The sequence below is a fragment of the Hufsiella arboris genome (assembly GCF_009834875.1).
Classification (GTDB): Bacteria; Bacteroidota; Bacteroidia; order Sphingobacteriales; family Sphingobacteriaceae; genus Hufsiella_A; species Hufsiella_A arboris.
Genome location: NZ_WVHT01000002.1, coordinates 579,191 through 593,498 on the forward strand (window position 1 = coordinate 579,191; position 14,308 = coordinate 593,498).

General features: G+C 42.2%; 15 protein-coding genes and 1 pseudogene. 6 read left to right on the plus strand and 10 right to left on the minus strand.

The window, feature by feature from the left end; translation table 11 throughout:
• The first annotated feature begins 63 nt into the window (after nt 1-63).
• On the plus strand, nt 64-1,095 hold the full coding sequence (locus GS399_RS06240; protein ID WP_202409386.1) for a glycoside hydrolase family 26 protein: 1,032 nt from the start codon (nt 64-66) through the stop codon (nt 1,093-1,095).
• Nucleotides 1,096-1,206: 111 nt separating this feature from the next.
• Here GS399_RS06240 and GS399_RS06245 read toward each other — a convergent pair whose 3' ends face one another.
• The 4 genes from GS399_RS06245 to GS399_RS06260 all read right to left on the minus strand — a co-directional run bounded on the left by GS399_RS06245 (nt 1,207) and on the right by GS399_RS06260 (nt 4,758).
• On the minus strand, nt 1,207-1,386 hold the full coding sequence (locus GS399_RS06245; protein ID WP_160843732.1) for a hypothetical protein: 180 nt from the start codon (nt 1,384-1,386) through the stop codon (nt 1,207-1,209).
• Nucleotides 1,387-1,572: 186 nt separating this feature from the next.
• Nucleotides 1,573-3,411, minus strand: a complete 1,839-nt coding sequence (locus GS399_RS06250) for a DNA topoisomerase 3 (protein WP_160843733.1) — start codon at nt 3,409-3,411, stop codon at nt 1,573-1,575.
• A 161-nt stretch (nt 3,412-3,572) separates the two neighbouring features.
• Complete coding sequence (locus GS399_RS06255; protein WP_160843734.1) at nt 3,573-3,848, minus strand: hypothetical protein; 276 nt, start codon at nt 3,846-3,848, stop codon at nt 3,573-3,575.
• A gap of 244 nt (nt 3,849-4,092) precedes the next feature.
• Entirely contained in the window at nt 4,093-4,758 is a 666-nt protein-coding gene (locus tag GS399_RS06260) for a basic secretory protein-like protein (RefSeq protein ID WP_160843735.1), read from the minus strand.
• Between the two features lie 207 nt (nt 4,759-4,965).
• On the opposite strand from GS399_RS06260, the gene GS399_RS06265 reads away from it, so the two are divergent.
• Nucleotides 4,966-6,636, plus strand: a complete 1,671-nt coding sequence (locus GS399_RS06265) for an alpha-amylase family protein (protein WP_160843736.1) — start codon at nt 4,966-4,968, stop codon at nt 6,634-6,636.
• Nucleotides 6,637-6,728: 92 nt separating this feature from the next.
• On the opposite strand, the gene GS399_RS06270 is transcribed toward GS399_RS06265, so the two are convergent.
• From GS399_RS06270 to GS399_RS20635, 6 genes are all read right to left on the minus strand, one after another.
• Nucleotides 6,729-7,262 carry a DUF2911 domain-containing protein gene (locus GS399_RS06270; RefSeq protein WP_160843737.1) on the minus strand — a complete coding sequence of 178 codons (534 nt, stop codon included), beginning with the start codon at nt 7,260-7,262 and terminating at the stop codon, nt 6,729-6,731.
• Between the two features lie 77 nt (nt 7,263-7,339).
• Nucleotides 7,340-8,422: a PAS domain-containing sensor histidine kinase gene (locus GS399_RS06275; RefSeq protein ID WP_160843738.1), complete on the minus strand. Its 1,083-nt coding sequence runs from the start codon at nt 8,420-8,422 to the stop codon at nt 7,340-7,342.
• Nucleotides 8,423-8,552: 130 nt separating this feature from the next.
• Entirely contained in the window at nt 8,553-9,767 is a 1,215-nt protein-coding gene (locus tag GS399_RS06280) for a glycoside hydrolase family 1 protein (protein WP_237487880.1), read from the minus strand.
• The gene (glf, locus tag GS399_RS06285; protein WP_160843739.1) at nt 9,754-10,887 is read right to left on the minus strand and encodes a UDP-galactopyranose mutase; all 1,134 of its coding nucleotides are present in this window, start codon (nt 10,885-10,887) and stop codon (nt 9,754-9,756) included. The genes GS399_RS06280 and glf overlap by 14 nt, the downstream gene beginning before the upstream one ends.
• A gap of 1 nt (nt 10,888) precedes the next feature.
• Nucleotides 10,889-12,025 (minus strand): glycosyltransferase, encoded by a 1,137-nt coding sequence (locus tag GS399_RS06290; protein ID WP_160843740.1) that lies wholly within the window; start codon nt 12,023-12,025, stop codon nt 10,889-10,891.
• A gap of 385 nt (nt 12,026-12,410) precedes the next feature.
• Nucleotides 12,411-12,557 carry a hypothetical protein gene (locus GS399_RS20635; protein ID WP_202409387.1) on the minus strand — a complete coding sequence of 49 codons (147 nt, stop codon included), beginning with the start codon at nt 12,555-12,557 and terminating at the stop codon, nt 12,411-12,413.
• Between the two features lie 241 nt (nt 12,558-12,798).
• On the opposite strand from GS399_RS20635, the gene GS399_RS06300 reads away from it, so the two are divergent.
• From GS399_RS06300 to GS399_RS06315, 4 genes and pseudogenes are all read left to right on the plus strand, one after another.
• Nucleotides 12,799-13,158: an SPW repeat domain-containing protein gene (locus GS399_RS06300; protein ID WP_160843741.1), complete on the plus strand. Its 360-nt coding sequence runs from the start codon at nt 12,799-12,801 to the stop codon at nt 13,156-13,158.
• 72 nt (nt 13,159-13,230) lie between these two features.
• A pseudogene (locus GS399_RS21185) lies at nt 13,231-13,388 on the plus strand (ferredoxin--NADP(+) reductase); the annotation flags it as partial.
• A gap of 145 nt (nt 13,389-13,533) precedes the next feature.
• Nucleotides 13,534-13,938 carry a hypothetical protein gene (locus tag GS399_RS06310; protein WP_160843742.1) on the plus strand — a complete coding sequence of 135 codons (405 nt, stop codon included), beginning with the start codon at nt 13,534-13,536 and terminating at the stop codon, nt 13,936-13,938.
• A gap of 90 nt (nt 13,939-14,028) precedes the next feature.
• The gene (locus GS399_RS06315) at nt 14,029-14,265 is read left to right on the plus strand and encodes a hypothetical protein (protein ID WP_160843743.1); all 237 of its coding nucleotides are present in this window, start codon (nt 14,029-14,031) and stop codon (nt 14,263-14,265) included.
• Nucleotides 14,266-14,308: the final 43 nt, after the last annotated feature.

The following is a 14,308-nucleotide window of genomic DNA, read 5'->3' on the forward strand; positions in this document are numbered from 1 at the left end:
CCGTTGCAATTAGCGCTTTGGTTTGTTAACCGGGGCGCTTTTGCTTTCTTAATTAGTACATTTATGATCAAGTCTATGTTAATACCTTCATTACTTGTCGTGCTGCTTTTTTCGGATTGCAGTAAGAGCAGTAAAACCAGCGGAGACGATAAACCCGTTACGCCGCCTAAAGAAACACCAAATACGCCTTTTAAAACCTTAAATTATCTGTATAGCATTTCTGGCGAGAAGACATTGTCAGGCATTCATAACCGCGAACCAAATGCCACGCCCGCCCGGTGGACTGACGAGATATATAACACTACCGGTAAATATCCGGCACTTTGGAGCGGAGACTTTTTATTCCAGGCCGAAAATATCAACAATCGGCAAATCATGGTTAATGAAGCGGTTACTCAATGGAAGAAAGGTGCGGTCATTAATATTATGTGGCATGCCTGCAACCCTGCTTTATCTCAGCCCTGTGGCTGGGACGATGGAAAAGGCGTTCTAAGCTCATTAACTGACCAGCAATTTACCGAATTGACCACCGACGGAACCGCCATTAACGCCAAATGGAAGGGTATGATGGATGAAGTTTGCCTGTATTTGCAGCAGTTAAAAGACAAGGGAGTAGAAGTATTGTGGCGCCCGATGCACGAAATGAACCAGGGAAAATTCTGGTGGGCCGGCCGCCCGGGCGCAAGCGGAACGGTTAAGCTTTGGAAACTGACGCACGATTATATGGTGAAAACCAAAGGATTGACGAACCTGATCTGGGTTTGGGATGTGCAGGATTTCAGTACTTTAAGCAATGATGTTAAAAGTTACTATCCTGGTGATGATTACTACGATGTGGCTGCGCTGGATGTTTACGATGGCAGCGGATTCACACAGGCTAAATATATGGCAATGGTTAATATTGCCGGAAAAAAGCCGATCGCGATTGGCGAGTGCGACAAACTTCCTACCGAGGAAGAACTTACTTATCAGCCAAAGTGGACGTTCTTCATGAGCTGGTCGGAGTTGGTGTTTGAAAAGAATACTAAAGAACAGCTTATCAAGCTTTACGGGTCTCCGAAGGTACAATCGCTGGATAAAATGCCTGGCTGGTGATGAGCTCTAACGAGCACAAACATTCTGCCGGTCAAAACTTTTTTATCAGTTCAATATAACTAATAAGCCGGAGGTAGGATTGCAACGGAATAGATCATTTATTTCGGAAAGCTAAGCCTCCGGTTTTTTCTTCTTTTTTAAAGCCTGACTATCAGAATCGTCGAATAATATTTCGTCTTCACAAACCGGGCAGGTGAATACTAGCTGCTTAAGCGGACTGTTAACAGCATTAACAAAAACGTCATCTGGAATTTCGATAATGCCATCGTGTTCAGGGCAAACAATTTTCATAGAATTAATAATTGGTTTTTATATAATGAAGTGTGGCATCGATTTGTTTGGGAAACATTCGTTTTTGTACTGGCTACCAGTTGCTTCTGTCGAGTTATGTTTAGGGCTTCACTAGAAAATCCCGACCGATTAAGCAATCAAATTTTTCGGTTTTAAAAAAACTATCTCTGTGTTTATAAGTAACTGCTATTTAATAGGTTGATGAGGTTCAGCTACCTTCAATTCTGATTTTAGCAGATCCTGCGTAATCGAACGGGTGTAAGTTCTGATCTCTTCCTGGAACTCATTTACAGAAGCTCCAGACCGTATTTCTTCCAGCCTTTTTTCCCAGCTGCCGGTCAGTTCGGCCTGTGCAATGCGTTGGTCTTTTACGATGTTATAAACGGCCAGGCCTGTATCAGTTGGCAGCAGACTTTTCTTCTCACGCTTTATATAATCGCGTTTGATCAATGTTTCAATGATTGCTGCGCGGGTTGCTGGCGTACCCAGGCCACTGTCTTTCATGGCGTAACGAAGCTCATCATCTTCAATTTCTTTGCCGGCGGTTTCTAAAGCTTTTAACAGTGTAGCTTCGTTATACAAAGCTTTGGGTTTAGTTTGTTTTTCAAGCAAAACTTTGTCGACTACCGGTAGATTTTCATCTCGCTTTACTTTGGGTAATGAGGCGTTTTCTTCATCTTTCTTTTCTTCATCTGCTTCGTTAAAAACAGATCGCCATCCGGCCGAACTGATCACTGTACCGCTTGCGGTAAATGTTGATCCGGATTCAATGGTAATTTTTGTGATCTCTTTTATACACTCCTGGTGAAAAGACTCGAGCATTCGCCCAACGACGAGATTAAACATTGCCTGCCTGTCGCCGGACAGCTGATAAGCCGGTTCTCCGGTTGGTAGGATTGCATGGTGATCGGTCACTTTAGCAGCGTTAACACTTCGTTTGCCAAGCTTGTGACCAGTTAGAAAGGTTGCCTGTTTACCAAATTCCGGATGATCTTTATATTTTGAGATCAACTCCGGAATTCCTGCAAAAACATCGTCGCCGATATAACGGCTGCCAGTCCGCGGATAGGTGATCAGTTTGCCTTCATACAGGTTTTGTAAAATACCTAAAGTTTGCTCTGCTGTGAAGCCCATTTTTTTGTTGGCTTCCTGCTGTAAGCTGCTCAGGTCGTGCAAAAGCGGTGGCGGCTCTTTACGTGGCTTGGCTTCTACGGAAGTAATGTGTCCTCCATTTGGAAAACCGGAAGCTATATCTTCAACTTTTTCCAGGATAGTTTCAGCGTCTTCCTTCGTTTTATAGCTCTTAGCTGAAATCGCTTTGAATACCTGGCCATCCTTGTCAAGCTGTATGCTAACCTGGTAGTATTGCTGCGGAACGAAATTCTTGTTTTCAAGATATCTGGCACAGATCATCGCAAGGGTAGGCGTTTGCACTCGTCCCAACGACAAAACGCTGCGATTTCCACAGGATATGCTTAAAGCTTGTGTGGCGTTCATTCCAACCAGCCAGTCGGACTGCGACCTACAGTGTGCAGAGTTAAACAGCGTGTCATATTCAGTACCTGGTTTCAGGTTACGAAAACCATTTTTTATGGCTTCATCTGTTTGGGAAGATATCCATAGCCGTTTAAAAGGCTTCTTGCATTTGAGATAGTAATAAATATAACGGAAGATCAGTTCTCCCTCGCGACCCGCATCCGTTGCTACGATGATTTCCGTTGCTTCGTCAAACAAGCGTTGAATAATATCGAGTTGTTTTCGTACTGCCGGATCCTCAACTATGCCGTCTTTCGTTTTTACTTTCCGCACCGATAACTTGAATTTTTGCGGAAGCATCGGGAGGTTTCGGATATTCCAGCCGTAAAAACCGTATTCCTGCGGAGGAGCGAGCTGCAGTAAATGCCCGAAAGCCCATGTGAAAGTATAGCCCTTGCCTTCCAGGTAACCGTCTTTTTTTGTGTTTGCGCCAAATACACGGGCAATTTCTCTCGCTACGGATGGTTTCTCAGCAATTATAACCTTCATTAACTTTTCACTATCTATGGCTTATGAACCAGCCGGAAAAGTACATAAAGTAAGCTGACGCCGCAACGAATGTTGAAAAGGCGTTGCGAGTTTCCCGTAGCCCGGGGTAAAAATAAACGAATGGGTGGTGAAAAATACCCGGGTTTACTAACCGGAATTAGTTATGGATTATAACCAAATTGCTTGAGCACACTTTCACATTGCCGCCTGATTGAAATCGGAACTTCTCTGTCGATGTAAAGCCGAAATGTAGGATATGTCTTCACAAGTTTGCAAAAATCCAGGATAGCCGAAGTTTTGAAAGGACTATTGCTGGCTTTCTGATTGAACCAGGATTCGTTTTGAGTTTGAACCGACTTGAGTGCTTGCTTGATTTGGTCAAACGTGTCCATATAATCACTGCCGTAAAGTTTGACGCAAGAATTTCTATCTTTCATATTCGCAATTATTTCTGTTATATAAACCACGAAATATAGAACAAGTTTGTGTTTTAATTGAAAAGTTTAAAGGCCTTGTATAGCAGATCGTGTAAATTGCACAACGTTTGGTGTCGTTTTTTGAGGAAATGTTAATGTGAATGGGCGTGTTGCTCGAAAATCAGTTCATTGATTTTAGATGCTTTCACAATTAAAAAAAGCCCGTGCGAAAAATCGCCGGGCCTGGCACTGTAAAATAAGTTTATTACGCGATCGACGGATTCTTAACATATTCCGCCCAAAGTTCGTCGAGCGTTTTGCCGGTTTGTTGTTTCCAGACGTTATCAGTATAGGTGTGGTCGCGGAGCTTTGAATCAACGGTTTTAACGATTCCCGGTTTCACTTTTTGTTCCATCCAGGTGAAAAACCTTGCGGTTATCCGGTAGCTGTTTTCATATGATTGCCCCTGTTTGAGATCTGGTAACTTCCAACCGGCACCAGCGTTATCAACGCCAAATTTACTTCGCGCAAAGTCGGCAATACCTTCGGTGAGCCAACCCGGACCAACGCTTTCACCATAATTTTGTACAATATGCATTACCTCGTGCGTAACAACATCAATGTCGCCCGGATGCTTCTTTAACCATTCTGAACTGAACACAACTTGTCCATCATCGGTAGCGGCTACACCTTTATATGCCGTGTCGACAAAGAATACGACCTTTTTCAGCGTCTTTGGGTTATATTCTTTGGCTAATTTCGGATATACAGTAAAAAAGGTTTCGGTTAATCTTTTTTTCAGTTGAGGATCGAGTTCCGTGTAATTGCTTTTAAACGTAAGCGTATAGCCCGTGCGCGTTATTGATTCCTGAGCTTTCAGACTGAATGAGAGCAGAAGAAGACAGGAGAAGCTTAATGGTAAGAATTTCATTTTATAAGTTTTGTTTGAAAAAATCGATGGAAGTTGATCCTCCACAGCTTTACAAACTTAATTATATCCCGGGTTCTGAGCCAGGCTAGGATCTAAATTTCACTATTATTCTCAAATTGGATTCCTTACAGTCGCTAACGTTTTTAATCAAAAAAAAATTTAATTTACAACCTCGCTTTGTTCGAACCAACTAACCAATATTTTATAATGCTAAGAAGACACTTTCTCAAACTTTCAGGTACCGCTGCCGCTGCGGTTTTGCTGAGTGACCTGGTTTATGCTGTTTCACCTCGAAAAACGGTAATTAATGAACCCGACGAAGTTTGGGCACAATCAGGCGGGGAGTGGTTCAGGTTAAATAAAGACGGCGTATCCGGGTTTAAATATGGAGACATAGAAGTCACCTTAAAAACGAATGGCGATGCCGTGGGCGTGTATGTTGTTTCTCCAACCAAACAGCTTAACACGGTCCGTTTAAAATGGGGGCACAAAATGGCTGCGAGGTCCATATTTTTGGGGGATCACTGGGAACGTTCTTATGGCGATCTGCGGTGGAAAAAAAAGTTCGCCGGCGTAAAAAATCCATGGTATGTTATTATCCATGATAAAAAAACAACGGCGTGTTTCGGCGTAAGGACAGGAGCGAACAGCATCTGCTGGTGGGAGTTAACTAATGGAGGCCTGCAGCTAACGCTGGATACACAGTCGGGCGGAAATGGCGTGTTGTTAGGAAGCCGCCAGTTACATGCGGCGGATATCGTTACGTCTGCAGGATTAGCAGATGAAAACCTGTTTCAAACCGATCACCGTTTTTGTAAGCTAATGTGCGAAAAGCCCCGCTTGCCAAAACAGCCTGTTTATGGTATAAACGATTGGTATTTCGCCTACGGTAAGAACAGTTCAGATCTGATACTGAAAACCACCGCCATGATGAGCGAGTTGGTGACCGACAATACCAATAAACCATTTTCAGTAGTCGACGCCGGCTGGGCGGTTTATTCGCCTCTTGCTCCGGGCGATGGTGCATGGAACGATGATTTTTCGACACCAAATGACAAATTTAAAGATATGCATTTGCTTGCCGACGAGATTAAGAAGTTAGGAATGCGTCCTGGATTGTGGATGCGCCCGCTTTGTGCCCGGCATGATGAAAATCCGGCTTTGCTTGCACCTTCAATCCCCGGAAGAGATAATCCGAAAATGCCAGTTCTTGATCCGACAATCCCCGAGAATATAGAACGCATTAAACATTATTTCGATGTTTATAAGGCCTGGGGATATGAAATGGTAAAACACGACTTCACCACGTTTGATCTCACCGGCCGCTGGGGCTTTCAAATGTCGGAAGGAATCACGTCGCCACAATGGAACTTTCATGACAGAAGCAAAACAAATGCAGAAATTACCTTAATGCTTTACCGTTCAATTCGGGAGGCTGCCGGCGATAGCATGTATATCATTGGTTGCAATACCATGAGTCATCTTAGTGCAGGTTTATTTGAGCTATGCCGGATCGGGGATGATACCAGCGGCAAGGAGTGGGGCCGTACCCGAAAAATGGGCGTGAATACGCTTGCTTTCCGGCTGCCTCAGCATAATGCCTTTTATGCTGCAGACGGCGATTGCGTTGGGCTCACTACTGAGATTTCCTGGGACAGGAATAAACAATGGCTGCAATTACTTTCCGAAAGCAGCGCGCCGCTGTTCGTATCTGCCCAACCCGAGGCAATCGGAGAGGAACAAAAACAAGCTTTGAAAACAGCATTTGCTCAGGCTGCGAAAGTGCAGACTTTAGCGGAACCGCTTGACTGGCTCGAAAACACCGAACCCCGGAAATGGAATTTAAATAACCGTATAGTTGATTTCGACTGGGCGTAAAAAGTAGTGCACTTAGAAAAAAAAGCGCCGGAAGTACCGGCGCCTTGTTTATGGTTTGTAATAAGTTGATAGCGTGTCTAGTACAGCTTCAGTTATTTAAGAGCTACCGGAACTTCCAGGTTTTCCCATAGCAATGCGAAGCCATTAGCGGTAATCTTAAACTTCATACGTTCATTGAACTCTTTTGACTTTACCGGTTTAGCCGTTAACGTCAATACATCTTTGGAAGGATCATCATTTGCCGTTCCATCCATTTTGATTCCCCACATTCCAGTTTGAGAATTTAAAATGAATTTCCACTCATTTTCACCCGGTACCGAAAATAGACTGTATTTTCCTGCAGGTAACGTTTTAGAGCCAATTTTTAATGCTTTACTCGTAGCGAATGTTGTTGATTCATTCGCTCCGGTCCTCCATTCTTTGCCGTATGGCACCAGCTCACCCCATATTTTCCGGCCCTTCACGGCAGGACTTCCATAGGCTATTTTAACTTGAGATCCCGCAACTGTTCCGCTTACACTATCCCGCGGACTTGCAACAGGCTTGTTTTGTGCTAAGGAACTAAAGGAGAAAAAAATTGACGCAATTGCGAGTAAAGCAACTGCTGAAAAATGATTTCTTTTCATAATCGGTTTTGTTTTAAATAAATATAGCTAAAGTTAGTATTAAGAGATTTAGGTTTTTTATATTAACGCTATCGCTGCTATTTGGGTATCTTGATATAAAACGTACTTCCTTCATTTTCCTTACTGTCAAACCAAATATCTCCTCCATGAAGCTCGACAATTGTTTTGATTATCGACATACCAAGTCCGACGCTTTCTTCACCTTGTAAGCCGGGACGGCGGGCACGGGTGAACTTGTCAAACAGGTATGGATGCAGTTCCTCTGGAATGCCGATCCCGTTGTCACTAATAGTTATCTGAACAGATGACCGCTGATCCTGAACGTCGACTTCAATCATCCCATTGGCCGCTGTAAACTTCATCGCGTTCGATATCAGGTTGTTAAATACCTGAATTAATTTCAGGGTGTCTATCTTTACAAAGATTTTTTTGGCAGAGCTGTTAAGTTTAAATTGCTTGGAAATAATGTCAGCCGACTTTTTATAGTTATCAATCACATCGTTTATCGCCCATACCAGGTCAACTCTTTCCTTACGAAGTTCAACTTCGCGAGACTCTAAAAATTCCTGACTTATAAGTTCCCGGATCAGCTGAATATTACGGTTACAAAGATCCTGGATAACTTTAACAGCGTCAAGGATGTTTTTATTTCCGCTTATCTCTGCCTCGCGTTGGATAGAAGACGCCATCATATTCACTACTCCAATCGGCCCTTTCAAGTCATGAGCCAGGATTTCCAATGTGGAGTTTTTACGGGCGTTGATTTTTTCTGCGTAAAAAATATTGTTCTTGAGTACCGTTATGTCCTCAGCAATGCCGGCGATTAGACAAGTTTTATCGTTTTCTGGCAAAGGAAACAAGGTTAGCCGAACGTATTTAAGCGTTCCATCTGCTACAATGATTCTGAATTCAAATTTGCTTTCAATATGAGATTTACATGCGGCATGATACTGTTCATGTACATACGATTTATCTTCAGCGTGGATTAAACCGGCCAGTAACCCAGGACTACCGATAACCGTTTCGGGATTGAAGCCCGTAAGTTTTACTAGCGAAGGATTTAAATATTCAAACCGATTTTTGGAAATATCAAATACAAAATATACATCGTAGGATAAATCGCCGATTTGTTTGAATGTGTTAGAGGTATATTGTTCCATAGTGCCTTAGCAGTGTTCGACAGAATGTTAAAACGCTTTGTTTTCCGGAATGTTTATTATCAGGGTACACATGGAACCTTCGACAAGACATTTGTTGATAAGGATAGAAAAGAAATACTTCTGATATTCATTATCCTATTGAGTTAATAATTTCAATATCTTCATAGCTTATAAGGGAATCGTCGGCTTTTAATAACTTTTCGCATCTATTCAGGCATCGGGCGTACGGCTCGTAAATATCCCGGCTGTTTGCATCCATTCCATCGTGATCCCATAAACCAGCGTGATGCCAGAGTGTTATGTCGTTCCAGTCGGGGCGGTCAATAATAGGATAGAGGCAGGCACCAAGCAGGGGAATTTTTTGACTAAGCGTTTCGATGCATTGTTCTGTAATGAAATTAAGCCATTCCGGCCGATGAACACCAGGATGGCTTGTTTCCGAAATAATCATCGGTTTTTCGTATCTGGAATATGCTTCCTCCAACAACGACGAAAGCGGGCGCCAACGCATATCTTCGGCCGTATTTACCCAAGGCAAAAATTCTTTAAAACCGGAAATCCATTGATTGTTGTAATAATAATTGAAGCCGAGTATGTCGGGATACCCAGGTTTGCCGCCTAACTCAGGGCATATCCGGCCGCAAAGCATATCGAGCGATTGATATTGTAATTCATGCTGCTCAGCGGCATAATTGATCTGAAAATCATCTGCATTTAATGGCGGAACAATATTTACAATGGGCTCTGTCGTCAATATTTTTACATCGGGATCAATTTTCTTCAATACTTCGATTCCGGCGATATAAGCTTTCATCAACTGGTATTTAACATTCCATCCTTCGCCTTTAAGGTAAGGTTCTGTTTCTGCGGCCTCGCCGCCCAGCCAAGACAGGAAGCTTACCTCATTTATCGGAGTTACAATAAACGGAAACGTATCGTCCGATTTGTTCAAATTAAAAAAAGTGGCGAATGCATCGCATAAAGCAACAAATCGATCCTTAAAATGTGGATTCATGGGATTTAAATCGTCGGGAAAACCAAAGTGGCAAATGTCCCAGATTTGTTGAATACCGGTTTCTTCAGCAGCCTCAATAAATCGTTCTAGCCGGCTAAAATCAAACTTATAAGGACTTATTTCAACTTCGCTCCAGCAAATTCCCTCACGTACAGCGTTGATGCCGAATGCTTTTAGCCGTTCATAATCGTGTTTCACCAACAGGTCATGCGCTGTTTCTTTTAATAAACTCACGCGCTGACGGCTGCTGTTAAGATGGTCTGCGCATTCAAAGCCAGCCATCCAGAATGATGTGAACGGACTTGCCATGTCATAATCAGATACTGGCATAACCATTAACAGTATTATCGGCGGTATTATTTAAAGTTAAAATCCGTTTGAACGCAGCAAGAGACTGTGCGACAATCTGATCCATGTTATAATATTTGTAAGTCGCCAGCCGACCCGTAAAGAGAGTATTCTTTTCTTCCTTGCAAAGTGCCTGGTAACGTAGGTAAAGCTCCATATTTTCAGGCTTAGGAACAGGATAATAAGGGTCGCCATAATCTTTCGGATATTCATAAACAACCGATGTTTTATGGTGTTTCTGACCCGTTAAATATTTAAATTCGGTAATGCGGGTAAAGTCATAATCGTTCGGATAGTTTATGGTTCCTGTTTCCTGGAATCGTTCCATATCATAAGTTTCAAACTTAAATTCCAACGAACGGTAGGGCAGCTTTCCGTATTGATAATCAAAGTATTCATCTACCGGCCCGGTAAAAATCATAAACTTATATTGAATCTCATTTATGACCTCCTTATAATCGGTGTTAAGTAAAACGCTGATATTTGGATGATTAAGCATGTTTTCGAACATGTTTGTATATCCATGGAGTGGCATCGCCTGATAAGTGTCGGTGAAATACCGGTCGTCTTTATTGAGCCTCGTTGGAATCCTCGCGGCAACCGAACTGTTCAGCTCGCTCGGATCCATACCCCATTGTTTTTTTGTATATCCCCTGAAAAACTTTTCGTATAATTCTCGCCCCACCTGGCTAACCACTACGTCTTCTGAAGTACGCACATTTTTAAGAGGTTCGGCTTTTGATGCAAAGAAAACCTCCAGATCCTGGCTGTTAAGCTGAAGGCCATACATGGAGTTGACGGTGTTCAAATTAATAGGAATCTGGAAAAGCTGGCCATCTGTACTGGCAAGCACACGATGCTGATAATTTCTCCACGAAGTAAACTGAGAGAGATAATTGAAAACGTCAGCGCTGTTCGTATGAAAAATATGCGGCCCGTACTTGTGTACCAACAGTCCCGCTTCATCATAACGATCGTAGGCGTTACCGGCGATATGCGGCCGTTTATCCACTATGAGAACTCTTTTATTAGCAATAGATGCAAGCCTTTCAGCCAGCACGCTTCCAGCGAAGCCCGCTCCAACAATTAAGTAATCAAACATATTAACCTGCTTTAAAGATAATATGCCTCTTTTTAATTGTTTCGTCCATCAGCCCGAGCATTTCGCTTACCGTTTTCTGCCAGGAATTTCCTTCCAGGTGCCGGTCTACCTTATAACGCCAGGCAGTTCGGTCAAGCCGTCTTACTTCAAATTCGGCCGCGTTGATAAAATCTTCTGCGTCTACTCCTATATGAACTAAATTTTCTCGTCCGTAAGGATTCACCACATCACGGATAGCGGTAGAAATAACCGGTACACCGGCAGCCAGGTATTCGGGAGTTTTTGTGGGACTAATAAATTGTGTAGATCTGTTAAGAAGGAAAGGGATCAGCGCGACGTTCCAACCCGACAAGTATGCAGGCAATTCTGAATAGGATTTTGCTCCAAGGTAGTGTATATTTTTACGCTTAGGTAATGTGACAGGATCAATTTTTAATACCGGGCCAATAAGTATAATTTGCCATTCTGGCTTCTGTCTTGATATCTGGTCGATTAGTTTGATGTCGAAACGCTCGTCGATCACACCATAAAAGCCCAGCTTGAATCCTTTTATCAAGCCCTGATCAGCTGGCTCAATATTTCGTTCCCTCGCTTTACCAAAATGACTTTTATCAATGCTGCTTGGAAACGGATAAATATTGGGATGCAGCGTCTTCTTTGCCTGGTAAAGTGAATATCCACCTGTAAAAACCAGGTCCGAGTGTTGGAGCAGCTTATCTTCGAGGATGGGTAGTTCTGGCGGAGCGAATTTAAACGCAGACAATTCATCCATGCAATCGTAAACTGTCAGGCCAGGATTGAGATGTGACGTAAACTCATAAGCCATTGGTGTATAGTACCAAAAAGTGAAGTCATCTAAATCTTTTGTCTTCAAAAACTCATCTAATAAAACCTTGGTTATTGCGGTGTTTTGTTTATGTGATTGTTTAAGCGGAAGATGCGGCACCAAGACGGTCACGTTGCCATTGGATGGTAAGATTGACAAATAAGCTTCCCCAAACGCATCAAAAACAGGTTCTTCAAAATAGAATATGTTCGCTGTTTTAGCCAGGCAAGACATCAGATGCTGGGGGCGCTGGTAAACAAAATTCCATCGAAGATGAGAAAAGCAAATCAGCTGTGGCGGTATATTTTTCATAGGGTCAATTTATTCCAGGCGTTTCAATACAGTAGCAGAAATGCCCTTGTTTAGATGTAGATGTTGTGATAATGGTGGCAGGGTAAAACATCTGAGGACCGCGTTCCGGTCCTAGATGTTATATAAGATTTATTAGGACTCGACTGCGTTGTAATCAGCTGCCAACAACTGCTATGAACTCTTTACGGGCGCTATCCTCTTGTTGCTTAACTGCTGATTTTGCAGCACCGTTAGTTTTCGTAGGCATATAGATAGTTTATAAGTGTATGTAATTTATTTAGTTTATTTTTCCTTTGTTATCCCAGTGATCCCTGATCTTTTGTCGGAATGATCTTTTACAATTCGTTTGGCAAAACGCTCGCCCTTAATTTTTCCATCGGTGGCTTTATGGCCAAAAAAGTAAAACAGGCTTATCTGATTCGTCTGTTTTAAACGCTATATCGTATCGCTTAAACTTCAGTTCGACCATCGTTGATGGCTCATAGGTTTTGTTTAGCACCTTTAATATTTCATCGCCAAGCGCAGTATTCATTATTGAATTGGAAACTTATGTTACTACAAGCCACATGTGCCACAGGTTTATAGGTGACAAGAAAACGCGTATATATCTACAATTTCACGTACAAATACTGAGGTAAGCACTGTTTTTTTGGGAATAAACAGGTAGTTGTAAACTCACAAACAGGTAGTTACTTCTGAATCAATAATCTCAGCCCAAAGTTGTATTAGAATGGATTCATCATGATTCCTCAACTGTTAATTAACTTTTAACCATGAAATTCATAAACACAAAAATGCATGCGGTGCTGGATTATTTATCAGCCATGTTGCTTATGGCGTCACCCTGGATTTTTAATTTTCATAATACGCCAGGTCTAAAATGGGCCGCCATATTACTCGGCCTTATTATCCTCGTGATGTCAATATGTACCGAGTACGAAGCAGGTATCTTCAAAATAGTTCCGATGCCGGTTCATTTGTGGGGCGATATGTTGCTAGGGATTTTCATGATCGCCCTTCCCTGGATATTAAATATTGCAGGAGCACCACGTGTACTGTTTGTTACTCTCGGTATCATCGCCATACTCGCATCACTGTTTACATATGGGCATAAAAATAGAACTGTTACATAGTAATATCGGCAAAGCAAGTTTTACAAATTACAGCTACGCGGGCGAAGATTAACGGAAAACTATCAAACTGATATATCTATCATAAGACAGGGCCGGTTGGACTGTTCGCCGTTTTTGAAACCGGACTTTTGAAAATGCGTTGCCATATGGTAGAAGTTTTACAAACCGTTGGCGGCCAGCTTTCCGAGATATATCCTCAAAAGCCGATTTATAATATCCCTGGTTATCCTGATTAGAGCAGACCAACTCATCTGCCAGTTAGGCGGCGGCGCTACAGGTAACAAAGAAATTCCCGGTTCTTATAATAAATGATTAATGTTTAGTATAGTCTCAGATGTTATTTAACCAAAGTAGCAGTGCCTAAACGAGGCAATCGTGATAAGGTTTTACATAGAACTTCATTGGGACAATTGTGCATCGTTTGAACGGTATAAATACTTTACAGCCGCGATAAATACTCATTTAATTAATAATGTAAACTTTGAAAGGATGCCGGCGTTGCTATTTTATCTATCTATGAATACATTTTTTAACGATTTAGATGCTCAAGGAGCAGAAGGTCAAAACACTAATTTCCAAAGTAACCGGGCTATAGATCCATCTGAAGGCGATTCTGTCGAAAACGACAATGCTGATTCAGAAATTGAAACTGAAGAAGAATCAGATATTTCTGAGGATGACGATTTAGACTCCAATTCGGGCGATGCTGATGAGGATGAATCTTATTCGGCTGATAAAGATCTCGACGATGATATTGATGAATCAGCTATTCCTGAATAAAATTAATGTCATCATGTTAGCGCGCTTTACCAGAATTGCTCTGCAGCGTTAAAGCAATTCTATACAATTAGTAATTAGTACAACATCATTATGGAAAACGAAAATCCACAACACCAGGAAGGAAAGGTTGCGAAGGCAATAGAGGATCAAACTGCAAAAGTACCGTCGGACGTTTTTTTATGGGCGGCTTTAGGTTCAATGGGTGTATCCTTTACATTGAAACTTTTAGGCAAAAAGCACGACGCTTTATTTATAGGGCAGTGGGCAGCGCCGTTTTTGCTGCTCGGCATTTATAATAAGATCGTCAAGACGCAAGGCCACGATTAATGCCTCAAAGAGCATATTTCATTGAGCTCAGCATCGGTGTTGC